General features: G+C 71.1%; 17 protein-coding genes. 6 read left to right on the plus strand and 11 right to left on the minus strand.

The window, feature by feature from the left end; translation table 11 throughout:
• From OHA73_RS35090 to OHA73_RS35110, 5 genes are all read right to left on the minus strand, one after another.
• Entirely contained in the window at positions 1–2232 is a 2232-nt protein-coding gene (locus OHA73_RS35090) for an NHLP family bacteriocin export ABC transporter peptidase/permease/ATPase subunit (protein WP_266715664.1), read from the minus strand.
• Entirely contained in the window at positions 2229–3026 is a 798-nt protein-coding gene (locus OHA73_RS35095; RefSeq protein ID WP_267068491.1) for a DUF2118 domain-containing protein, read from the minus strand. Before OHA73_RS35095 ends, OHA73_RS35090 begins: the two co-directional genes overlap by 4 nt.
• A gap of 150 nt (positions 3027–3176) precedes the next feature.
• Positions 3177–3398 (minus strand): type A2 lantipeptide, encoded by a 222-nt coding sequence (locus OHA73_RS35100; RefSeq protein WP_266715668.1) that lies wholly within the window; start codon positions 3396–3398, stop codon positions 3177–3179.
• 283 nt (positions 3399–3681) lie between these two features.
• Entirely contained in the window at positions 3682–4407 is a 726-nt protein-coding gene (locus OHA73_RS35105; protein WP_327657086.1) for a YoaK family protein, read from the minus strand.
• A gap of 37 nt (positions 4408–4444) precedes the next feature.
• Positions 4445–5992, minus strand: coding sequence for a carboxylesterase/lipase family protein (locus OHA73_RS35110; RefSeq protein WP_327657087.1), 1548 nt, complete (start codon positions 5990–5992; stop codon positions 4445–4447).
• A gap of 174 nt (positions 5993–6166) precedes the next feature.
• Between OHA73_RS35110 and OHA73_RS35115 the strand changes: the two genes are divergently transcribed.
• On the plus strand, positions 6167–7183 hold the full coding sequence (locus OHA73_RS35115; RefSeq protein WP_327657088.1) for a LacI family DNA-binding transcriptional regulator: 1017 nt from the start codon (positions 6167–6169) through the stop codon (positions 7181–7183).
• 64 nt (positions 7184–7247) lie between these two features.
• Positions 7248–8135, plus strand: a complete 888-nt coding sequence (locus OHA73_RS35120) for an alpha/beta hydrolase (protein ID WP_443063159.1) — start codon at positions 7248–7250, stop codon at positions 8133–8135.
• A 22-nt stretch (positions 8136–8157) separates the two neighbouring features.
• Here the strand turns inward: OHA73_RS35120 and OHA73_RS35125 are convergent, their stop codons facing one another.
• The 5 genes from OHA73_RS35125 to OHA73_RS35145 all read right to left on the minus strand — a co-directional run bounded on the left by OHA73_RS35125 (position 8158) and on the right by OHA73_RS35145 (position 16219).
• Positions 8158–10401, minus strand: coding sequence for a glycosyl hydrolase family 95 catalytic domain-containing protein (locus OHA73_RS35125; protein ID WP_443063160.1), 2244 nt, complete (start codon positions 10399–10401; stop codon positions 8158–8160).
• On the minus strand, positions 10398–12428 hold the full coding sequence (locus tag OHA73_RS35130) for a beta-galactosidase (RefSeq protein ID WP_327657089.1): 2031 nt from the start codon (positions 12426–12428) through the stop codon (positions 10398–10400). Before OHA73_RS35130 ends, OHA73_RS35125 begins: the two co-directional genes overlap by 4 nt.
• Positions 12429–12496: 68 nt before the next feature.
• Positions 12497–13462: a carbohydrate ABC transporter permease gene (locus OHA73_RS35135; protein ID WP_266715678.1), complete on the minus strand. Its 966-nt coding sequence runs from the start codon at positions 13460–13462 to the stop codon at positions 12497–12499.
• Positions 13463–13475: 13 nt separating this feature from the next.
• A complete protein-coding gene (locus OHA73_RS35140) occupies positions 13476–14531 on the minus strand; it encodes an ABC transporter permease (RefSeq protein WP_327657090.1) in 1056 nt (351 codons plus the stop codon).
• Positions 14531–16219: an extracellular solute-binding protein gene (locus OHA73_RS35145; protein WP_327657091.1), complete on the minus strand. Its 1689-nt coding sequence runs from the start codon at positions 16217–16219 to the stop codon at positions 14531–14533. The genes OHA73_RS35140 and OHA73_RS35145 overlap by 1 nt, the downstream gene beginning before the upstream one ends.
• A gap of 236 nt (positions 16220–16455) precedes the next feature.
• On the opposite strand from OHA73_RS35145, the gene OHA73_RS35150 reads away from it, so the two are divergent.
• The 3 genes from OHA73_RS35150 to OHA73_RS35160 all read left to right on the plus strand — a co-directional run bounded on the left by OHA73_RS35150 (position 16456) and on the right by OHA73_RS35160 (position 20933).
• Positions 16456–19305, plus strand: a complete 2850-nt coding sequence (locus tag OHA73_RS35150; protein ID WP_327657092.1) for a glycoside hydrolase family 3 C-terminal domain-containing protein — start codon at positions 16456–16458, stop codon at positions 19303–19305.
• A gap of 72 nt (positions 19306–19377) precedes the next feature.
• Complete coding sequence (locus OHA73_RS35155) at positions 19378–20085, plus strand: DUF2470 domain-containing protein (RefSeq protein WP_327657093.1); 708 nt, start codon at positions 19378–19380, stop codon at positions 20083–20085.
• A gap of 11 nt (positions 20086–20096) precedes the next feature.
• Positions 20097–20933: a siderophore-interacting protein gene (locus OHA73_RS35160; RefSeq protein WP_327657094.1), complete on the plus strand. Its 837-nt coding sequence runs from the start codon at positions 20097–20099 to the stop codon at positions 20931–20933.
• Positions 20934–21125: 192 nt separating this feature from the next.
• On the opposite strand, the gene OHA73_RS35165 is transcribed toward OHA73_RS35160, so the two are convergent.
• Positions 21126–22400, minus strand: a complete 1275-nt coding sequence (locus OHA73_RS35165) for an MFS transporter (RefSeq protein WP_267068481.1) — start codon at positions 22398–22400, stop codon at positions 21126–21128.
• 183 nt (positions 22401–22583) lie between these two features.
• Between OHA73_RS35165 and OHA73_RS35170 the strand changes: the two genes are divergently transcribed.
• Complete coding sequence (locus OHA73_RS35170; RefSeq protein ID WP_327657095.1) at positions 22584–23741, plus strand: tyrosine-type recombinase/integrase; 1158 nt, start codon at positions 22584–22586, stop codon at positions 23739–23741.
• Positions 23742–23787 lie beyond the last annotated feature (46 nt).

The following is a 23787-nucleotide window of genomic DNA, read 5'->3' on the forward strand; positions in this document are numbered from 1 at the left end:
TCAGTGCTCCTTGACCAGCTCGGCGTACGGCCCGCCGGCCCGCACCAGGTGTTCGTGGCGGCCGCGCTCGACGACCTGGCCGTGGTCGAGGACCACGATCTCGTCGCTGTCGCGGACCGTGCTGAGGCGGTGCGCGATCACGACGCAGGCGCAGCCGCGCCGCCGGATGTTGTCCATGACCGTCTGCTCGGTCTCCGCGTCGAGCGCGCTGGTCACCTCGTCGAGCACGAGGATGCTGGGACGGCGCACGAGGGCCCGCGCGATCTCCAGACGCTGGCGCTGCCCGCCGGAGAAGTTCCGGCCGTCCTGCTCGACCCGGCCGCGCACACCGCCGGGGCGGCGCGCCACCACGTCGTACAGGCACGCGTCGCGCAGCGCCTCCTCGACGGCCTCGTCGGAGATCGACGGGTCCCACAGCGCGACGTTGTCGCGGACCGTGCCCTCGAAGAGGAAGACGTCCTGGTCGACGAAGGACACCGAGGCCGCGAGCGCGCCGCGCGGGATGTCGTCCAGGCGCCGGTCGTCGATCCGGATGACGCCCTCCCACGGCGCGTACAGGCCGGAGATCAGGCGGGAGACCGTGGACTTTCCGCTGCCGGAGCCGCCGACGAGCGCCACCTGCTGGCCGGGCCCCACCGTCAGCGAGAAGCCGGACAGGAGCGGCTTGTCGAGCGGGCTGTAGCCGAACGTGATGCCGTCCAGCTCGATGTGGCCGCGCAGCCGGCGCGTGCTCTGCACCTGCTCGGGGCGCGCGTACAGCTGGTCGACGGGGAAGTTCTCCACGTCCTTGAGGCGGGCCACGTCGGCGGCGAAGTCCTGGATGCGGCCCGCGACGCCGTTCAACCGGGTCAGCGGCGCCGTGAAGCGGGTCACGAGCGCCTGAAAGGCGACAAGGAGACCCACCGACAAATGGCCCTCGACGGCCCGCATGCCGCCGATCCACAGGATCAGCGCGCTGTTCAGCGTCGCGAGGGTCGGCGCGACGATGCCGAGCCACGCGCTCGGCACCCCGAGCTTCTGCTGCTCCTCAAGGGTCGTCGCGTGCTGGCCCGCCCACCGCCGGAAGTAGCCGTTCTCGCCGCCGGTCGCCTTCATCGTCTCGATGAGCTGGAGGCCCGTGTACGAGGTGTTGGTGAGCCGCGCCGTGTCCGCGCGCAGCTTCTGTGTGCCCGTCGCCCGCAGCCGCACGACGATCCGCATCGCCACCACGTTCAGCAGCGCGATCCCCACGCCGACGGCCGTGAGCTGCGGGTCGTACGAGTACAGCAGCGCCGCGTACAGCAGCACCACGATCCCGTCGACGCCCGCCGCCGTCAGGTCGCGGGCCAGGGTCTCGGCGACCGCGTCGTTGGACTGGAGGCGCTGCACCAGGTCGGCCGGGCTGCGCTGCGAGAAGAACGTGACGGGCAGGCGCAGCAGATGCCCGAAGAAGCGGGCGCTGCTCAGCGTCGAGGAGATGATGCGGCCGCGCAGCAGATTCATCTGTTGCAGCCACGTGAGGACGGCGGTCAGCGCCACCATCGCGCCCATCGACGCGAACAGCGCGCCGAGCAGCGAGGTCTGGTCGCCGATGAGGAACAGGTCGATGTACGTCTTGCTGAGCGCGGGCACCGCCGCGCCCACGCCGACGAGCAGCAGGCTCGCGAGCAGCGCGACGAGCATCGTGCCGGTGGTGCCGCGAAGCCGTGCGGGCAGCGCCGTCATGATGCCCGGCTTGCGCCCGCCCGTACGGAAGTCGTCGCCCGGCTCCAGGACGAGAACGACACCCGTGAAGCTCGTGTCGAAGTCCTCCATCGGCACGAAGCGGCGGCCCTTGTCGGGGTCGTTGATGTGCACGCCGCGCCGCCCGAAGCGGCGGCCCATGCCGTCGTAGACGACGTAGTGGTTGAACTCCCAGAACAGGATCGCCGGGCCCTGCACCTCGGCGAGCGCGGCCGGCTCCATCTGCATGCCCTTGGCGGTCATGCCGTAACTGCGGGCCGCCTTCAGGAGGTTGGAGGCGCGCGAGCCGTCCCGCGAGACGCCGCACGCGATGCGCAGCTCCTCCAGCGGGATGTGCCTGCCGTGGTGCGCGAGGATCATCGCGAGCGCCGCGGCGCCGCACTCGACGGCCTCCATCTGGAGCACCGTTGGTGTGCGCACCTTGCGGCGGCGCTTGGCCGGCGGGGGAGCGGGGCGCGCGCGGCGGCGGTCCGGGCGGTGACCGGCGGGCGGGAGGGAGGTCGTGGTCACGGCTTCAGCCAATCCATCGGGCGCTGATCGGCGAGGTGTACGGAGCCGGAGGCGAGGGTCATGGAGGCGAGCGGATAGGGCGGCCCACCGTCGGAGGACCAGGCGTACCCGGACTTGGTGTCCGCCTTGGTGAGCTCGACGAGGACCGGGACGCGGGCCCCGCCCTTCGTGAACTCGCCCGCCAGCGAGCTGTCCCCGACGAAATCGGTGACCTGCCGCTTCGTCTCGGCGGCGCGGCCGACGGCCTTGACCGTCCCGCGCAGCACGCCGTACTGCTGCGCCTGCGGCACGTTGAGGTCGACGTCGGAGCCCTTGTCCACGTTCCCCGCGCCGGTGGCGGGCACGTACAGCATCGCGAGCAGCGGATCACGCGTCGAGCCGGTCTTCTCCACCGTCGCCACGTCGGAGCCGGTCGTGACGACCGAGCCGATCCGCGCGACGAGCGCCGTGACCCGCCCGGCGTCGATGGCCCGCACGGCCCGGTTGCCCTGCGCGGTCTGCACCTTGAGGATCGGCGCGCCCGCCCGCACCCGCTGGCCCTCCTTCACGTACAGGCCGGTGACCTGCCCGGTGACGGGGGTCTGCAGGACGTAGCTGCCCTGCGCGTACGTGAGGATGCCGTTGGCCTTGAGCGTCGAGGACACCGAACCGGTGACGGCCCAGACGCAGGCGGCGACCATCACGACGACGGTGACGGCGAGTACGAGCAGTCCCTGCGGCCGCGCGAGGCGCACCGGCAGATCGAGCTCCTCCGGCGACTGCAGCTTGGACAGGGCCTGTTGGCGGAACTGCACGGAGTCTTTCCTTACCTAGCTTCCATACCGGGCCGGACCTGAAGGCCCCGTACCCGGACACCCCGAAAGCCCCGGGACACGGGGTCCCGAGGCTTGGGGTGCGCCACCCGTCAGGAGGTGGCGCGGTGATCCCGAGGGATCGAATCCGACTCAGAGGCCGGCCGTCACGCCGCCGACGAGGCCCGTCACGGCGCCGGTGTTCAGGCCGGTGAGGCCCTCGACCGTGTTGGTGACGGAGGAGACGGTGCCCGAAACCGGGGCGATGCCGTCAACGGTGCCCTGAACCTGGCCGACGAGGCCGCCGACGAGACCGCCGGAGACGTTGTCGAGGTCGGCGTCCGAGATCTCAACGGTCTCGATGTGCTTGCTCATGATGAGCCGCCCTTCTTGGGTATGTCCGGGTATTTCAAAATTCGCGGGGCGCGCTGGAAATCGGTGGCTGCGAATCCCTGCGGCCGTCATGCGATGCGGAGGATCAAAGCATGTTGACGCGTCGCTCAGCTAATCCGACCGGGTCCATTCATAGGGGATCCGGGAGGCCAATTGCCTTCGTGTGCCTGGGTGTTCACAGCTGGGTGGCACGTCCTTCACATTCTTCACGGAGAGGAATGTGAACTCCCTGTGTCGCAGGACAGCAAAGGGGGACAGGCGTGCATCAATGGCGTGCGGTGCTTGTATGGGGCAATGTTTTTTTGCGAAGCTCCGTGACTGCCCTGCGCATTCGGTGTGCAGGTTTCTGGCACGCGACCGCGGCGGCGGTCAGGACGGCCGGCGGCACGAATCCCCACGGCGCTGCGGCCTCCCGCACCGCTACGGCGCAGGCCGCGCCGCCGATCACGGCCAACAACCGGCCGATCACCCACAGTTGTTCCCGGTCGCGTCCGGACCCGTCGACCGCCCCGGTCACGAGTGTCGTCAGCGTCCCCGTGAAATACGTGGTGGGCGCGGCACCCGACCCCGCGACCACCATCGCCGCGGACTGCGCGCCCATCGCCACGGCGGCGACCACGAGCAGCACGGTCCGCCAGGCCCCGACCGGATCCCCGTGGAGCAGGCCGCCCGCCACGGCGACGAAGCCGAGCAGCAGGCACTGCGCGGTGAGGCAGGCGACGACCCGGCCCGGCCACTCCGTCGTCCGCGCCTCCCGAATGCCCCGGCACACGAAGGCGGTTGTGGCCGCCCCCACCGCGTACCCGCCGAGCGCGTACAGCGGCCCGGTGACGTCGTGGCCCGAGCCGTGGCCCGCCGAGATGCCGAGCAGTACGAGATTCCCGGTCATCACGCCGGCGAACACGTGTCCGAGGGCCGTGAACGCGAGCGCGTCCACGGCCCCGGAGGCCCCGGCGAGCAGCACGAGGGACACTTGCGCGCGTTTCTTCATGCCAGAGACGGTAGGCGCGGAACCGCCTTCGAATCGCTCAGCCCTCGGCGCGTCGCTCCGGCGCGGTCACGCCGGGCTCCAGGTCCAGCGGCGCGAAGTCGAAGCCCTCCCACAGCAGCCGCGAGGCCTCCTCCGGGTACGGGCCCGTGTGCGAGGGGGCGTCGAAGACACGGGTCGAGCGCTCGCCGGCGGTGAACGGCGCCCACCCCGGGTCCCCGTCCTTCGCGAACGCGGCCCACGCGGCGCCCATCTCCTGCGACAACGCCACGGCCTCGGCCGGGAGTCCACCACCCAGGAAGAGGCCGCCGAAGTCCGATTCGAGCGCACCGAAGACGAGCGGCACGTCCAACGCGTGGGCGGCGCCCATCGTGCCGCCCGCGCCGGGCGCCGCCCAGCACAGCTCGTACGCGTACGCGGTCCCGCCGCCCGCGTCCTGTGCCTCGGCCAGGCGCAGCGACGGCATCCGGAACAGCCAGTCGGACATGACGAGTTCGTGCAGCAGCGTCGGGTCCGCGGCCGGATACGCGGCCCGGTAGTCGGCCTCGGCGGTAGGCCCGGGACCGAACCGGAGCAGTGCCGCTGCCGCCTCTTCCTCGGTCGTCTTCCCGTACCGGCCCGCCATGATGGAGAACAGCCGGTACTCGTCCCGGTTGTGCCCGACGAGCAGCTCGACGTCGCGCGCGGCGCCGCCCGCGAGCGCCTCCCACGGGGTGACGGGCAGCACCTCGCCGTCGACCACCGGCGAGAACGGGGTGGCCGTGTGGGCGACGCGGCCCCAGCGGTCCGCGTACGAGGGCAGCGCGCGGACCAGGTCGTCGGTGGCGTCGCGCAACGTCTTCGGCGCGACCGCGGCGAGCTCGGCGGCCCCCGCGCCCGGCACCCCGAGCCGCTCCGCGATCGCCGCGCCGATGTCCCGCGCGAGGTCGAGCGTGAAGAACGTGCCCGGAACGCTCTGCGCCACCGCGCGGCGCAGCAGACCCTTCGCCGACGGCATCGCGAGCAGCGACGCCACCGAGCCCGCGCCCGCGGACTCCCCGAACACGGTGACCTGCTCCGGGTCGCCACCGAACGCCGCGATGTTCTCGCGCACCCAGCGCAGCGCCGCCACCTGGTCGAGCAGTCCCCGGTTGGCGGGCGCTCCGTCGAAGACGCCGAAGCCCTCGGCGCCGACGCGGTAGTTGAGGGTCACGACGACCGCGCCGCGGGCGGCGAGCGCGGAGCCGTCGTAGTGCGGCCCGTCCGAGGACCCGCTGACGTACGCCCCTCCGTACACGTAGACCATCACCGGCAGGCCCGCGGCGCCGAGGTCCGGGGACCACACGTTGACCGTCAGCCAGTCCTCGCCCTCCGGGACCGGGCGGCCCGTCAGCCCACCCACGAGGGACTGCGGGGGCGGCGGCCCGAAGTCGAACGCGTCCCGCACCCCGTCCCACGGCAACGCCGGCTCCGGCGCCGCCAAGTGCAGCGCCCCGACCGGGGGTTGGGCAAAGGGAATGCCGCGGAAAACGCTCAGCGCTCCCTGCGTGAGCCCGCGGACCCGGCCCGATGCGGTGCGTATGGGGGCGGTGGGGGTGGCGTCGGTCATACGTGTCCTCCCTGGTGGCTCGCCTGGTGCCCACCAGGGCGTCGAAGCGCTTCGACGGACTTCTGGACAGGCACCCTGCGCAAATCATAGGGTCGGCATGCCGAACGACGGGCGGCACCCGCCGGCGCCGGCGCGCTCCCGCCCACCCCCCGGACTCGGCTTCAGGAGAACCCCATGGTCACGCTCGCAGAGGTCGCCAGGCACGCCGGAGTCTCCGCGAGCACCGTGAGTTACGTCCTCAGCGGCAAGCGGTCCATCTCGGCGGCCACCCGCGAGCGCGTCGAGACGAGCGTGCGCCGGCTCGGCTACCACCCCAACGCCGGGGCCCGCGCCCTTGCCAGCAGCAAGTCCAACATCATCGCCCTGATGGTGCCGCTGCGCACCGACATGTACGTACCGGTGATCATGGAGATCGCGACGGCGGTCGCCACCGCCGCCCGCACCCACGGCTACGACATCCTGCTGCTCACCGGCGAGGAGGGCGCCCAGGCCGTGCGCCGCATCGAGGGCAGCGCGTTGGCGGACGCCGTGATCGTCATGGACGTCGAGCTGGACGACGAGCGGCTGCCGCTGCTGCGCACCGCGAGCCGCCCCGCCGTCCTCATCGGCCTGCCGGCCGACACCAACGGACTCAACTGCGTGGACCTGGACTTCGCCGCCGCGGGCGCGCTGTGCGCCGACCACCTCGCGGGTCTCGGGCACCGCGAGATCGCCGTCATCGGCGAGGCCGCCGCCGTCTACGAGCGCCGCACCGGCTTCGCCGAGCGCACGCTGACGGGCCTGCGCGAGCGCAGCGCCGAACTCGGCCTGCGGCTCCTGCACCGCCCCTGCGAGGGCAGTTACGCCTCGGTGTCGGCGACACTGTCACGGATCTACGACGAGCGCCCCGGCACCAGCGCGTTCATCGTGCAGAACGAGGCCGCCACCGACCCGCTGCTCGCGCTGCTGCGCCAGTCCGGGCGGGCGGTCCCCGAGGACGTGTCGGTCGTCGCGGTCTGCCCCGAGCAGGTCGCGCGGCACGCGTCGGTGCCGCTCACCTCGGTCGCCGTGCCCGCGCAGGAGATGGGGCGGCGCGCGGTGGAACAGATCGTCGCGCAGATCGAGGGCCGCGGCTCGGCCGAGGAAGTCGTGCTGCTGACCCCGGAGTTGACCATCAGGGAGAGCGCGGCACAGGCGCCGCCCGCCGCATAAAAGAGCGCGGCACGGGCCCCGCCCGCCGCATAGGATCGACGCATCCGGTCCATAAGACCGCCACATGCGGTCCTGGAAGTGTCAGAAAGCGAGCGTGCCTGTGCACCCGACGTACGTCCTCGTCCATGGAGCGTTCGCCAACTCCTTCTCCTTCGCGCCGCTCCAGGCGGAACTCGGTCTGCTCGGGCACCGCTCGGCCGCCGTCGACCTGCCGGGACACGGCTTCGCGGCGACCTACCCGGCCGCGTACCAGGCCCCGCAGGACGCGGCGGGCCTCGCCTCGACGCCGGGCGTCATCAAGGGAGTCACCCTCGCCGACAACGCCGCGCACCTGATCGGCGTCCTGGAACGGGCCAAGGAGAACGGCCCGGTCGTCCTCGTCTCGCACAGCCGCGGCGGCGCCACCGCCACGGCGGCGGCCAACCAGCGGCCCGACCTGATCGACCACATCGTCTACGTGGCGTCCTGGTGCCCGGTCGACCTCACCGTGGGCGCCTACTACGCCGAACCGGAGATGGCCTCGGTCGACGCCGCCTCCCTGGGCCTTGCGATGGCGGGCGACCCGGCCGAACTCGGGCTGCTGCGCGTCAACTTCCGCACCGCGGACGAGAAGGCGCTCGACGCGTTCAGGGAGGCCTTCATCGCCGACGGCACCGACGACGAGTTCCGCACCTTCCTCAACACCTTCCAGCCGGACGAGAACCTCGACGTCGGCACCGAGGACGACCGCGCGCAGGCCGCGACGTGGGGCCGCATCCCGAAGACGTACGTACGCCTCTCGCGCGACACGAGCCTGCCGCCCGCCCTCCAGGACCGGCTGATCCGCGAGGGCGACGCGCTGACCCCGGACAACCCCTTCCGGGTCCGCACCCTCGACAGCTCGCACCTGAAGTGGCTGGTCGACCCGGCGCCGGCGGCGCGGGTGCTGGCGGAGGTGGCGGAACTCCTGTAGCCACCGGTTGCGGGAGTGGTAACTAGCGGCTGCGGAAGTGGAGTTCGTGCTCCACTCCCGCGTCCAGGCGCAACCGTCCCGCGTCGTCCTCGGGTGTCTTGAGCTCCACGTCCGCGTCCCGGTCGGGACGGACGAGCGCCTTGCATCTGCCGTTGCCCCACCGCAGATCCACGTGCGCCCCGAACCGCGTGCGCAGGCCCCGCACCGCTCCCCGCCGCCAGTCGGCGGGGAGCGCGGGCAGCAGGACCAGGCGCTCGGGCGTGGACTGCAGGAGCGCCTCCGTGACCAGCGCGGGCAGGGTGTGCGCGGCGTCCGCGTTGTAGACGTCGCGGCGCGGGTAGTGCGCGCTCATCAGCGAGGTGTGGAAGTAGTCCCCGGTCAGGACGTGCCGCAGGCAGTCTGCGACGCGTGGCGCGTCGCGCAGCCGGGCCGCGATCAGGGCGTGGTGCAGATGCCCGTGCGCGGAGTCGTTCTCGGCGCCGCGCAGCTCGAGCGCCCGCCGCGCCGCCTTCGCCAGATCCGGGGCGTCGTACGGCGTGATGTCGTGGTGCGGCCACACCGGGTACAGATGGCTGAGGTGCCGGTGGTCGTAGCTGTCGTCGAGGCCCGGCCACGCCCACTCGGCGAGCGCCCCGTCGTCGTTGACCCGGTAGTCGGGGAGCCGGTCGGCCAGCGCCGTCCAGCGGTCGCCGTCGGGGCCCCGGTGCCAGGCGGCGGCGGTGCGCAGCGCGTGCCGGGCCGCCGCGACGTCCATGGTGGCGTTGACGGTGCCCCAGCTCGCGTTCGCGGGCCGGTTCTCCGGGGAGTAGGAGGGCACGATCGCGATCCGCCCGTCGGGCCCTGTTCGCGTAAGGAAGTCCTCGTAGAACAGGGCGAGTTGGGTGACGGCGGCCGCGAGCCAGGTGGGTCGCTCGCCGGTGGCCTCGGCCTGTTCGAGGAGCGGTGTGAGCAGCCAGTCGGCGCCCGCCGTCCACAGATGCATCGGGTACGCGCGCTGATAGTGGTACGCGTGTCCCGACTCGCCGTCGGTGTGCGCGGGCGCGACGATGCCACGGGCGCCGAAGACGAGTCGCGCGTTGTCCCGCCAGTGCGCCAACTGGCCCTGAATGAGCGCACCTTGGGCTTCGACCGTCTCGGGGAGGGCGCAGGCGACCGCCGACGCCGTCTGGAGGTTCAGGTTCGCGTCCGTGGTGAACGCGCCCGACCATGCCGTGTCCCACTCGCCGGTCCACAGCCCGGTCAGCCGGGGCGGCAGGGCGCCCGAGGAGCTGAGCAGGTGGTAGCGGCCTGCCGCGAACAGCCGCTCAAGGAGGGCCGGGCTCTGCGTGCGCTCCAGCAACTCGGTGCCGGGCAGGCCGCGTTGGTGGCGCGGGGCGTCGAGGTCGAAGGTGGCGCGTTCGTAGGCGGTCCTGTGCAGGGCCTCGTGCCGGGCGAGGAGAGCGTCGTACGTCGCGTCGGTGGAGCCGCTCGGGTCGATCAGGTCCGTGAGCGCGCCCGCCTCGCTCTCCGCGTCCAGCTCCCCGACGTGTCTGCGCACCCGCGTCAGGAGCAGCAGCCCGCTCGCGCCCTCGACGCGCAGGCCCGATCCGCCGACCGTCGTGCGCCCGCCCCGCACCAGCGCGAGTGTCACCCCGGTGAAGCCGAGGTCGCTGTCCGGGTAGCGGCAGCGCAGGGTGAGCCGGGCGCCGTACGGGGTCGGGCCGTGCAGGGTCGGGCCGTGCGGGGCCAGGACGACGCCGCGGCCGATGCGGAGCCCGGCGGGGACGCCGCTCAGGCGCGGGTCGAGCGCCACCTCGCCGTCGAGCCCGGCGCCGGTCACGTACTGCACCACCACGTCGTCCGCCCGCGACACGAACACCCGCGAACACCATCCGCCGCAGCGCGCCTCGGCCACTCCCGTCGCGAAGTCGACCGCGCGCCGGTAGCCGCGCCCCGCGGCGTCGTCCCGCACGAAGCGCACCTGGAAGGCGGGATGGAACGCGCGCACCCACCGCAGCGGCCGCCCGTCCGTGAACCGCTCGGCCGCCGTCACGTCACCGGCGAGCAACTGGTCTTGTAGAAGCGGGAGTTGATCAGCGAGCGAGGGCGGCCCCGGCTGCGGGCCGCCGTCCGGGCGGACCAGACTGTGATGGGTGACGATGACCCGGTCGTCGTGCGGATCGCCGAAGGCGAGGGCGCCGTGCCGGCCGTTGCCGCTGAGATAGGCGTCCTCCCAGCGGTCGGCGGGCGCGGTCTCCCACGTGCCATGGGGATGCTCGGGGATCACCGGGAACCCGCGCTCTCCACTGCCGATACCGATGCCGCTGCCGCGCCCGCTTCGGCCTCCAGTACGACGACACCGAACCGCCCGAGCGTCACGGACCCCTCGACCCGCGCCCCGGTCAACAGGTCCCGCCCGCCCTCCGCGAGCGCGACCGTCACCTCGTCCCGCCCGTGGTTCAGCAGAAACAGCAGTTCCCCGCGACGTACGGCCTCCACCCCTGCGGGGAGGCCGGCCAGTGGAGGCCGTACGCCCGCTTCGAGGGAGGCCTCCGCGAGCAGCGCGCGCAGGGCCTCCGGTTGCGGGAGCGTGGACAGATAGCGGACCCGGCCGCGGCGCAGGGCGGCCGGCAGGCCGTCGAGCTCGCCGCCGCGGTACGCCGCCGTGACCTCGGCGTCGGCGGCCACCGTCAGCTCCTCCGACCACAGCGTGCCGGTGAACCCGCCGCAGTCGATGGTCTCCGCGGACTCCAGCGGCCACCACTCGTGCAGGGTGCGGATGCCGAACAGCTCGCGCAGCCGGGCGTCGATGCCGCCGGGCCGCACCCGGTCGTCCGCGTCGGCGATCCCCGTGAAGAACCCGCACACGAGCGTCCCGCCCCCGCGCACGTACGCCACCAGGTTGTCGATCGCCGCGTCCGTCAGCAGATACAGCTGCGGGACGACCACCAACTTGTAGGTGGAAAGGTCGTGTTCGGGGTGTGCGAAGTCGGACGTGAGGTGCGCCTCCCATAGCGCCCGGTGCCAGGCCCGCACCACCTCTTCGTACGTGATGTGTGCCGACGGTCTGCCGTCCTGGCCGCCCGCCCACCAGGAGTGCCAGTCGTGCAGGACGGCGACCTCGGCCGTGAGGCGTGTGCCGGCGACCGCGGGGCCCATCCTGGCGAGGTCCGCCCCGATCTGCTTGACCTCCGCGAACGAGCGACCCTCCTCGCCCGCGTGGCCGAGCATCGCCGAGTGGAACTTCTCCGCGCCCTGCCGGGACTGGCGCCACTGGAAGTAGCAGACGGCGTCGGCGCCGCGCGCCACGGACTGGAGCGACAGGAGGCGGTTGAGGCCGCGCGGCTTGGGAGAGTTGACCGGGCGGAAGTTCACCGCGCCCGCCGCCTGCTCCATCAGCATCCACGGACGGCCACCCGCCTGACCGCGCGTCATGTCGGCGAGCATCGCGTTGTACTGCCCGGCCAGCGGATCGCGCGGATCCGGGTACACGTCGACGGACACGACATCCTCGTGCCGCGCCCACTCCCACGCGTCCTGCCCGGTCCACAGCGGCATGAAGTTGGTCGTCACCGGGATGTGGGCGGGCGTGTGGCGGCGGACGAGATCGCGCTCGGCGACGTAGCAGGCGAGGAGCGCGTCCGAGGTGAAGCGGCGGAAGTCGAGGAGCTGCGTCGGGCCGCGCAGGTACTGGGCGCGGCGCGGCGGGATCACATCGCCCCACGTCTCGATGTGCTGACCCCAAAAGGCGGTTCCCCAGGCCGTGTTGAGCGCGTCGAGGGTCCCGTACTTCGCGCGCAGCCAGTCACGGAAGGCGCGCGCGGACTCGTCGCCGTAGTCGAAGGTGCAGTACTCGTTGTTGATGTGCCACATGCGCAGGGCCGGGTGGTGGCCGTAGCGCCGGGCGAGGTCCTCGGTGATGGCGGCGGCGTGCCGGCGGTACGTGGTGGAGGAGTGCGCGAAGTGCTGGCGCGAGCCCCACCACACGGTCTGCCCGTGCTCGTCGCGCGGCAGCGTCCGCGGGTACAGGCGGCCGAGCCAGGGCGGCGGGGACGCGGTCGGGGTGGCGAGCACGACGCCGATCCCGTGCGTGTGCAGCAGGTCCATCAGCCGGTCGAGCCAGCCGAAGTCCCTTACACCCGGCCGGGGTTCGAGCCTCGCCCACGCGAACACGCCCACCGTGACCGAGTTGACCCCGGCCTCCTTCATCAGCCGGACGTCCTCGGCCCACACCTCCTCGGGCCACTGCTCGGGGTTGTAGTCCCCGCCGAACAGCAGGCGGCCGCCCTGGGACAAGCTCCTGCCCTCGGTCAAGCTCCTGCCCTCGGTCAAGGTCCCGACCTCGGACAAACTCCGGCCCTCGGCCATGGCCTGCGCGCCCCTCACCCCTTCACCGCCCCGATCAGCATGCCCTTCTTGAAGTGCCGCTGGACGAACGGGGACGCGACCGCGACCGGCGCGAGGGCGAGCACCATCATCGCCATCTGGAGCCCGAGCGCGGAGAGTTCACCCGCGTTGACCGCCTGGCTCAGCCCCGTCGGCAGTGCCGTGTTCTTCTGCACGAGCTGCATCAGCACGTTCTGCAGCGGCAGTTTCGTCGGGTCGTCGATGTAGATCATCGCGTTGAACCAGGCGCTCCAGTACGCCACCGCGTAGAACAGCGAGATGACGGCGATCACCGCGCGGGACAGTGGCAGCACGATCGTCCACAGGATCCTGAGGTCGCCGGCCCCGTCGATGCGGGCGCTGTCCGTCAGCTCCTGCGAGATGTTCATGAAGAACCCGCGCAGCACCAGGATGTTGAACACGCTCACCGCGCTCGGCAGGATCAGCGCCAGATAGCTGTCGGTCAGGCCGAGCGTCTGCACCAGCAGATACGTCGGGATGAGCCCGGCGCTGAAGAACATCGTCGTCAGCAGCGCCATCAGCAGCGCGCGGTGCGCGAACGAGCCCGGCCGGGACAGGCCGTACGCGGCGAGGACCGACACCCCCATCGAGAACACCGTGCCGACGCCCGTCACCCCGACCGAGACCAGCATGGCCCGGCTGACCTGGCCGCCGCCGAGCAACTCCTGGTAGTTGACGAAGGTGATGGCCTCGGGCCACAGCACCAGGCCGCCCGCCGAGTCGATGACGTGCCGGGGCGACAGGCTCGTGACGATCACGACCCACAGCGGTCCGAGCACGGCGACGCAGCACACGGCGAGGATCAGGCCCTTGGCGCCGAGGCCCGCCCTGGTCGGCGGCTCCTCCCACACCGGGCGCTCGGGCGGCTGCCACTGCGGGCGCGGACGCGGGCTCCGACGCGGGCTCGGGCCGGAGCGCGGACGTTCGGCGGTGGCGCTCATGTCTCGTACACCTTCACTTCTTGTAGACCCCCTGCTCGCCGAGGAGATGGGCGAACTTGTTGGCCGCCAGGACCAGACAGATCCCGACCACGCCCTTCACCAGGCCGACCGCCGCCGCGTAGCTGAAGTCGCCGTGCTGGATGCCGGTGCTCCACACGTACGTGTCGAGCACTTCGGAGGCACCCGCGCCCACCGCCCTGCGTTGCAGCAGGATCTGTTCGAAGCCCACGGTCAGCGCGTCGCCGACGCGCAGGACGAGCAGCAGCGCGATCACCGGGCGCAGCGCGGGCAGCGTGACGTGCCACATGCGGCGCCACCGGTTCGCGCCGTCCATCGCCGCCGCCTCGTACAGCTCCGGGCTGACGGAGGCGAGCGCCGCGAGGAAGACGATGATGCCCCAGCCGGCGTCCTTCCAGACCATCTGCGCGGTGAGCAGGTACTTGAAGATCCCGGCGTCCGTCATCAGGTCGAAGCCGTCGACTCCGTGGTCCTGGAGCAGCTGCGCGATCAGTCCCGCGCCGCCGAACATCTGCTGGAAGACGGTGACGACGAGCACCCATGAGAAGAAGTGCGGCAGGTAGAGGATCGCCTGCGACAGGGCCCGCACCCGCGGCCTGATCACGCTGTTGATGAGCAGCGCGAGCGCGATCGGCACCGGGAAGAAGAGCAGCAGCTGGATGACGAAGAGGACGAGGGTGTTCTGGAGCGCGTTCCAGAAGTCGGAGTCGCCGACCATCTTCTGGAACTGTTCGAGACCCACCATCGGTGAGTGCAGGATCGCCGTGACGCCGTTGGTGGAGACGTACGGGTTGTAGTCCTGGAACGCGACGACGTTGCCGAGCAGCGGCAGGTAGTTGAAGACGAGCAGCAGGACGATGACGGGCACGGTCATCAGGATGAGTGCCCGGTCGCGGCGCAGCCGGATCCGCCAGGTGACGCCGGCGCCCCTGCCCGCCTTCTTCCCGGTACGGCGCCGCTCCCGGCCCCCGGCCGCCTTGCCGGACCCGGCGGTGTCGGTGGTGTCGGCGGTGGCGGTGGCCCGGGGCGGGCGCTGGGTCCCCAGCGCCATCAGGAGGCGCCGCCGTTCTGGCCGTTCTCGTCGAGGAGCTTCTTGTACCAGTCGCGCAGCTTGTCGCCGCCGCGCGACTTCCAGTCGCTGACCGCCTGTTGGACGTCGCCGAGCGACTTGTTGCCGCGGACGTAGTCGTCCTCCAGCTGCTCGAACTTGTCCTCGAGCGTGGCGTAGCGCGAGGGCTCGACGATCGTCATGCCGTAGAAAGGCGACTTGGTGACGAACGCGCCCATCCGCTGCTGCCACTCGCACATCGCCTTGGTGATCTCGGGCAGATCGGGATAGGCGAAGAAGGGGGCGGGGCCCGACAGCATCTGCCAGGCGCTGACGACCTGCGCGTTGCCCGTCTTGGTCTTGGTCGGAACGCCGTCCTTGACCGTGAAGTGGGTGCCCTCCTGGCCGTAGTACGTGAGCATGTGCTCCTTGGTGCCGACGGGCGCGGCGGCGTAGTTGGCGGCGGCGAGCGCGTTCTTCACGGTCTCCTTGGACGCGTTCTTGCGGACGAACGCCCACACGTTGGCCGGCGTGCCCGCGTACAGCTTCGGGTCGCCGCCGTCGTGCCCGAAGATGTCCATCGCGGCCATCTCGAAGTCGGGGAACGCCTTGCTGCCCTGCATCTCCGCGCTCTTGCCGTACCAGTAGGCGATGTCGGCGTTGCACATCATGACCTTGCCGCTGGTGAAGCGGAGCAGTCCGTCACCGGTCTGCGCCTTCGCCTCGGGGTGCACGACCCCGGCCGCGTACAGCTTGCGGGTCCACTCCAGGGCCTCGAGGTACTCGTCCGTCTCCAGGCGCTTGACGAGCTTCTTGCCCTCCAGCTTCCAGCCGAGCGCCTTCTCGCTGCCGCCGAGCGAACCGAAGAAGTTGAAGGCCGACCACTTCATGTCGTCGCAGCCGTACACCCCCGCCTTCTTGCTGGTCATCTCCTTGGCGAGGTCGAAGAACTCCTGCGCCGACTTCGGCGGCTCCCAGCCCTTCTTGTCGAAGAGGTCCTTGCGGTAGAAGGGCGCGATGTTCGGGAGGTACGAGTACGGGTACGGGATGCCGCGCAGCTTGCCGCCGAAGATGCCGCGCCGCCAGGCGTCCGCCGGGACCGCCGCCAGGTTCGGGTAGTCGCGCACCTTGCTGCCGGCCACGTACGGGCCGAGGTCCATCATCTTCGCGACGAGCGCGGCGGGTATCTTCCCGGACAGCTCCCAGCCGGGGACGATCAGCACGTCGGGCAGCGAGCTGGAGGCGAGCACCGCGCCGATCTTCTCGCCGTAGGTGTTGCCGTCCTGGTTCTGCCAGCTGACCTGCACACCGGAGGCCTCGTTGAGCGCGGTGTAGTACTCGCAGTCGGCCTTCGGCGGCGGCCCCCAGAACGGGGCCATGATCTTCACCTTGGCCCCGGTGCCGAGCTTCTTCGGCACGGACGTCTCCAGCTTCGACAGCTCGACCTTGCTGGTGAAGCCGGAGCAGGAGCCGTTCTTCGACGCGATGTCGGGCGTGACGATGTTGCGCGCCGCGTACGTCGGCAGCAGCTTCTTCGCCGATTTCCCGGAGGTCGTCCCCTCGCCCGTCTCGGCGGTGCTCCCGCACGCGGTGAGCAGGGGCACGCCGCCGGCCACGGCCGCGGCGGCGACCGCGGTGGAGGCGAGGAAGCTTCTCCGACCGGGGCCGGTGGAGGGGGAGTTCGGCGTCATGGGAGCAACCCTTCGGGGATTACGCGGGGGACTACGCGTCGCGCAGATGTCGAAGCGCTTCGATGTTGCCGTGACATTAAGGGAGCGCTCCCACGGTCACAAGACGCCTGCGTCAATTTCCCGAACGCGCTTTTCTTACTTCGCACTTGACACCTGGTCACCGCAGTACTCAGCATCGAAGCGCTTCGAAGCGGCTCCGCTCTCTCCGACTTCTTCTCCGGCCAAGGGACGCGCACGTGACCGAAAGATCTGCACTCCACCCCGGCTCCGCCGCCCCCGACGGCAAGCGCGTCGACGAGCTGCTCGCCCGGCTCTCGCTCGACGAACGCATCGCGCTCCTGCACCAGTTCGCGCCCGCGGTCCCGCGCCTCGACCTCGCCGCGTTCCGCACCGGACAGGAGGCGCTGCACGGCGTCGCGTGGATGGGAGAGGCCACCGTCTTCCCGCAGGCCGTCGGCCTCGGAGCCACCTGGAACGACGAGCTGCTGCACCGGATCGGTACGGCCGTCTCCGCGGAGGCCCGCGCGATGCGGCAGCACGACGACCGGGTCGGTCTCAACGTCTGGGCACCCGTGGTGAATCTGCTGCGCAACCCGCTGTGGGGCAGGAACGAAGAGGGCTACGCCGAGGACCCCCACCTCACCGCCGCGATCGCCACGGCGTACACCCGCGGCCTGCGCGGCGACCACCCCGAGTACTGGCGCACGGCCCCCGTCCTCAAGCACTGGCTCGCCCACAACAACGAGACGGACCGGGACACCTCCAACGCCTCCGTGCGCCCACGGGTGCTGCACGAGTACGACCTCCGGGCGTTCAAGCGGCCCGTCGAGGCGGGCGCGGTGGCCGGAGTCATGCCCGCCTACAACCTCGTCAACGGCCGCCCCAACCACGTATCGCCGTATCTGCGCGAGCAGTTGAGAACCTGGACCGACGACGAGCTCCTCGTCTGCTCCGACGCGGGCGCGCCCAGCAACCTCGTCGACTCCGAGCACTACTTCGCCACGCACGAGGAGGCCGTCGCCGCCGCCCTGCGCGCGGGAGTCGACAGCTTCACCGACCACGGCACCGACTCCTCGACGATCGTCGGGCGGCTGCGACGCGCGTACGACCAGGGGCTGATCTCCGAGGCCGACATCGACGCGGCCGTGCGCAGACAGCTCGAAGTACGGGCCCGTCTTGGCGAGTTCGCGGACACCGACCCCTTCGACCAGGACTGGGGCTTCGACACCGACGCCCATCGCGCGCTCGCCCAGGAGGCCGCCGAGCAGGCGATCGTGCTGCTCAAGAACGACGGCCTGCTGCCGCTCGCCGAGCACACCCGGATCGCGGCCGTCGGCCTGCTCGCCGACGAGTGCAAGACGGACTGGTACAGCGGCACCCTCATCCGCCGCTCGACACCCCTCGACGGGCTGCGGGAACGCTTCGGCGCGGAGCGCGTCACGTACGCGGAGGGCGCGGACCGGGTGCGGCTGCGGTGCGCCGAGGGGTGGGTGTGCGTTCCCGAGGTACGGGACGAGGTGGCCTCCAAGGTCTCCGGTGCCGAGGCCGAGTCCGATGTCTCCGGTGCGGCCCTCGACCCCGCGCTGATCGCCGGTCGGACCGACCTGCCGCCGCTCCACGTCTCGCCGTCCGCCGAGGGCGCCGAACTCGCCCTGGTCGACTGGGGATCCGGCGTCCGCACGCTCCGCGCACCCGACGGCCACTACCTCTCGGTCGCCGACGACGGCTACGTCCGGGCCTCCGCGGAGCGGCCGGGCGGCTGGGTCGTCCAGGAGACGTACACGTTCGAACCGCACGGGAACGGTCACCTCCTCAGGCACGCAGGGACGGGTCGGTACGTGTCGGTCGCCGCCGACGGCCTGAAGGTTGCCGACCAGGGCACGGTTTTCGAGGTCGACGTCGTGGAGCGCGGCGCCGACGCCGTGGCGAGGGTGGCCGCCGACGCGGACGTGGTGCTCGTCTTCGCGGGTAACGACCCGCACATCAACGGCCGCGAGACCGAGGACCGCACGACCCTCGAACTCCCGCCACAGCAGGTGGAGTTGTGGCGCACGGCCCGCGCCGCCAACCCGCGCACGGCCCTCGCCCTCGTCTCCTCGTACCCGTACGCCGTCCCCGACGCGGACACCGAACTGCCCGCCCTGCTGTGGACCGCGCACGGCGGCCAGGCCGCGGGCCGCGCGCTCGCCCGCGTCCTCGCAGGCGACGTGAGCCCGGCGGGCCGGCTCCCGCAGACCTGGTACGCGGCCGACACCGACCTGCCCGGCCTCCTTGACTACGACATCATCGGCTCGCGCCAGACGTACCTCTACTTCGAGGGCGCACCGCTCTACCCGTTCGGACACGGCCTGTCCTACGCGCGGTTCACCTACGACGCGCTGTTCGTGTCCTGCCCGGACGACCTGACGGTGGAGGTCACCTTCACCGTCACGAACACCGGCTCGCGCACGGCCGGCGAGGTGCCACAGCTGTATCTGCGCGCGGTGGACGCCGCTGTCCCACGCCCGCGCCGCCAACTCGTGGGGTACCGCCGCGTCACCCTCGGCGCCGGGGCGTCGGAGCGCGTCACCTTCCGCGTTCCGGTCGCCGAGTTCGGCCACTGGGACGTCGCGCCCGGCCGCTGGAGCGTCACCGAGGGGGCGTACGAACTGCTCGTCGGCGCCTCCAGCGCGGACATCCGCCTCGCCGAGACCCTGCGCATGGACGGCGACGCGCCCGCTCCTCGCCCCGCCCTCACCGAGGGCCTTGCCGCGGCGACGTACGACGAGCGGCGCGGCGACATCGAGATCGTCGACCGCACGAAGACACACGGCGACGCCGTGACCGGAACGGGCGAACTCCTCTACAGGGAATGTGACTTCGGGACAGATGGTGTCTCGGCGGTGCGCCTCGACGTCGCGGGCGAGGGGGCCGTGGATGTGGTCGACGGCCCTCGCGTCGAGGTGCCCGCGACCGGCGGACCGTACGACTACGTCACCGTCGACGCGCCCTTCGTCGCCACCGGAGTGCGCGATCTGCGCGTCCGGCTGGACGGTGGCGTCCGCCTGGCGCGCATCAACTTCGCCCAGCGGGGGACCGGTGCATGAGGGCACGGGGGCGGGGGTGACACCACATCCCTGACGTGAGTAAGGTGAGCCTTACCTAAGTTTGGAGTGGAGATGGTCAACCCAGTGGCGCACCAGGAGCTCACCCCCGCCGAGCGGGCGCGGACGATCCTCGCCGCGGCCGACACCTTGACCCTGACCCTGACCACCACGACCGAGGCCCGGATTCGGCTGGACTGCGTGGGGCTCTACGCCGTGGACGCCGCGTCCCGGCTCATCCTGCTCGACCCCGCGGACCCCCGGCTGACCGCGGCGCTCGCCACGGCGCCGCACTCGGGCCTCGCCGCGTACGCCGAGTTCACGGACGTGGCCCCCGTCGTCGTACGCGACCGGGTGCGGGCCCGCCTCGCCTTCAGCGGGCGCCTCGGGGGTGCGGGTCCCGACACCCTGGTGTTCCGTCCCGCGCGGGCCGCCTTCGCCGAGGACGACTCCGTGCGCGTCCTGGACGTGACGGAACTCGCCGCGGCGGCGCCCGACCCGCTGGCCGGGGTCGAGGCGGAACTGCTCTCGCACCTGGACACGGGCCACGCGGACCTGCTCGTCCAACTCGCGGAAATGGCCGGGGATCTGGACCTGTCCGAGGTGGCGGACATCCGGCCCGTACGCCTCGACCGCAGGGGTCTCGTCCTGCGCCTCGAACGCGCCGCCGAGGAGTACGAGGACGTCCGCATCACCTTCCACACCCCCGCGATCGGCCCCCACGAAGTGGGCCACCGCATCCAGGAACTCCTCGACGTCGCGGCCGCCCGCGCGCACCGCTGAACGGAGGCGCCATGCAGCGCGGCAACATCACCGCCACCCGCGTCAAGCCCGAGTCGGCGCGGCCCCTGCGCCTGCACGTCCTGCGCAGCGAACGCCTCTCGCCGCACTTCGTCCGGGTCACCCTCGGGGGCGGTGACATCGCGCACTTCCGGCCGATGGGCTACGACCAGTGGTTCCGCCTCTTCCTCCCGGCGGGGCCCGACGTGGACGCCTCGCTCGGGCGGGTCCCTGACCGGCTGAGTGCGGTCAGCTACCTGAAACTCCTCGGCGGCCCCAAGGAATCCCGGCCCGTCCTGCGCAACTACACGGTCCGCGCGCATCGTGCCGAAGGCCCCCAAGGCCCGGAACTGGACGTCGACTTCGTGCTCCACGGTCACGACGACGAGGCCGCGGCCGGTCCCGCCGCGACCTGGGCGAGCAGCTGTGGACCCGGCGACGCGGTCGTCCTCGTCGACGAGGGCACCGGCTTCAACATGCCCGAGGAGATCGGCCAAGTCGCCCTCGCCGCCGACGAGTCGGGTGTGCCCGCGCTCGCCGGTGTGCTCGCCTCGCTGCCCGCCGACACCACGGGCTGGGCTGTCGCGGAAGTGCCGACCGCCGAGGACCGCCAGAAACTCACGGCGCCGCCCGGCGTCGAGGTCATGTGGGTCGACCGGGGCGACGACACGACCCCGCCGGTGCCCGGTGCGACGGCCCTGGACTGCATCCGTCAACTTCCGCTTCCCGAGGGTCCGTTGTACGGATGGGCGGTCGGGGAGTCGGGGCTCGCCACCGGGGTGCGTCGGCACTGGGTGGCTCAGGGGGTACCGAAGGACCGCATCATGTTCTGCGGGTACTGGAAACACTGAGCGCCTGCGTCTGCGCCAGGGGGGGGCGGGCTCGGCCGTTCGGACGAACAGTGCCCCATGCACGTCGAGTGGAACACCATGAACTCGCTGCTTTCCCCGAGCGACTACGGGAACGCGGCGTACAAGCGGTCCGGTGCCGGGGGCGTGAGCACGCGGCAGCCGCCGGACGGGGCCCCGGCGGCTGAACCGCTCTCAGCGATCGAGCTCCCGGTGCGCGCTCTCCGGGAGCCGCAGATACACGACCGAGGACACGAGGCACAGCACGGCGACGTACCAGGGGAAGAGCCCGCTGTGCCCGAGGTCCTTGAACAGCGTGCCCATGTACGGCGCCGTGCCGCCGAACAGCGCCACCGTCAGCGAGTACGGGAAGCCGATGCCCGCCGCCCGCACCCGCGCCGGGAACACCTCCGCGTTGACCGCGGCCGAGATCGATGTGAAGCCGGTCAGCAGCACCATGCCGGCGCACTGCGTGAACAGCAGCGAGGCGAAGGAACCCGTCAGCGAGTGCAGCAACGGCACGCTCAGCAGCGCGAACCCGAGCCCGAAGAACAGCAGCAGCGGCTTGCGGCCGAAGCGGTCGGAGAGCATCCCGCCGATCGGCTGCAGCAGCGCGAAGAACGCCAGCGAGATCGTCCCCACGGTCAGCGCCTGCGACTTGTCGATGTCCGTGTTCAGCTCCGCGTACGTCGGCAGGTACGAGGTCCACGTGTAGTACGCGAGCGTGCCACCGGCCGTGATGCCGCAGATGAGCAGCGACTGGCGCGGGTACTGGCGCAGCGCGTCGAACAGCCCCGGCCGCTCGTGCACCTCGCTCCGCGTCTCCTGCGCGCCCTGCCGGATCCAGAACCCGACAAGGCTGAGCACGGCCCCCGCGAGGAACGGCACTCGCCACCCCCAGCCGTCCATCTGCCCCTCGGCGAGCGTGGCCACGAGCACCGCGGCGACGCCGGACGCGATCAACTGCCCGATGGACGTGGACACATACTGGAACGACGAGAACAGCCCGCGCCGTCCGGGCCCCGCGGACTCCACGAGAAACGTCGTCGACGCCGCGAACTCCCCGCCCACGGACAGCCCTTGAAGCAGCCTGGCAAGCACCAGCACGATCGGCGCGAGCACCCCGACCGACGCGTACGTCGGCGTGATCCCGACCAGCAGACTGCTGCCACCCATCAGCAGAATGGTCACCGTCAACGCGGCCCGCCGCCCACGCCGGTCGGCGACGGCCCCCATCAACAACCCACCCACCGGCCGCATGAAGAACCCGACCGCGAACACCGCGAAGGTGGCGAGCAACGGAACGAGCGAGTTCTCGGCACCCTTCGGAAACACCTGATCGGCGATGTACGTCGCCAGAAAGGTGTACGCATACCAGTCGTACCACTCGACGGCGTTGCCGACGGAGGCGGCGAGCAGTTGCCGGACCGGGTGGGTCGGCGGGGCGGCGGTCTTGATCGTCTCTGTCATGATCTCGACGCTATCCCCGGAAAAACCCAGCTCACACATGGTTTGACGGAGTCGAAACATTCCCGTCAACCAGGACGTGCCGGCGCGGCCGACCGGCTGCGCCGTTTGGTGCGGCCGGAGATCGCGAACACAATCACGGGCGCTGAGTCAGCAAAAGGTCAGCGAGAGCCCGAGGTCAGTACATTGCCATCCATCCCCAAGCAGCTCGCCCGCGGCATGGGCACCTTCGCCAAGCCGTGCAGCTGCAGCCAGCCCACCCGTTGCCCGCACCCTTACTTCATCCGCTACCGCGACGCGGCCGGCAAGCAGCGGGAGGAGTCAGGCTTCCGAACCCAGGACGCCGCCAAGGAGCGGCTCGTCGAGCTGTACGCGCGGAAGTCCAGCACTCCCGCGTCCAAGGCCGAGCTCATCCGCCACTACGGGCAGATGCGGTTCGAGGAGTTCATCGGCGACTACATGGGCCGACAGCGACGCCTGGCGTACGGCACGGCGTACGAGTACGAGCACCTCGCGAGGAACCACCTGATCCCGGAACTCGGATCACGGCGTGTGGAGACCTTCAGCCCGATGGTGGTCGAGAACTTCCTCACGACGATGGACCGCCTCGGGACACCCGACCCCACGCAGTTCAAGGTCTACGTCCTCCTCAAGACGCTCCTGCTCGACGCCCACCGCAAGGGCGCGATCGGCGAGCACCCTCTGCAGGATGTAGACGCGCCGCAGTACGAGGCCGAGCGGGCCATCGTGCCCACCAAGGAACAGATCGCGGGGATCAAGACGGCTGCGAACCACGACCGCTTCTCGATGTTCGTGGACATGATGGTCGGCTGCGGTCTGCGCAATGGAGAGGCGTTGGCCCTGAACGTGAACAACATCGTGGCTGACGACGTCTACCGCGTATCGGAGCAGGTCCACTACCGGACGAAGCAGATAGAGAAGCTCAAGCACAGGAAACCGGGGGAGTTTCGCGAGGTCCCGCTACCTCGGAGCATCCGTGAAGCGATTGAGCGCTTCGTCGACAAGCACGGAACCACCGCAGACGGCTACGTGCTGCAAGGGACCCGTGCCAAGCACATGAACCACAGCACGATCAATTACATCTGGTACCGGAAGCTGCCCGGCAAGGACGTGGACATGCCGGAGGGCATGTCCATCTACGGGTACCGGCACTTCTTCGCGGCGAACTGCCTGGCGAACAACATCCCCATCACGGATGTCGCCGAGTGGATGGGGCACAAGAGCATCGAGGTCACGTTCCGGATCTACCGGCATCTCATGCCGGCTTCGATCGGTCGGGCGGCGAGGCTCCTCGATCGAGGGCTTCACGACCTCGCTGCCTGAGGGTGGCTCGGTAACCGACGCGCGGAACAGCGGTGGCTCCGGTAGC

Source organism: Streptomyces sp. NBC_00483, from assembly GCF_036013745.1.
Taxonomy (GTDB): Bacteria; Actinomycetota; Actinomycetes; order Streptomycetales; family Streptomycetaceae; genus Streptomyces.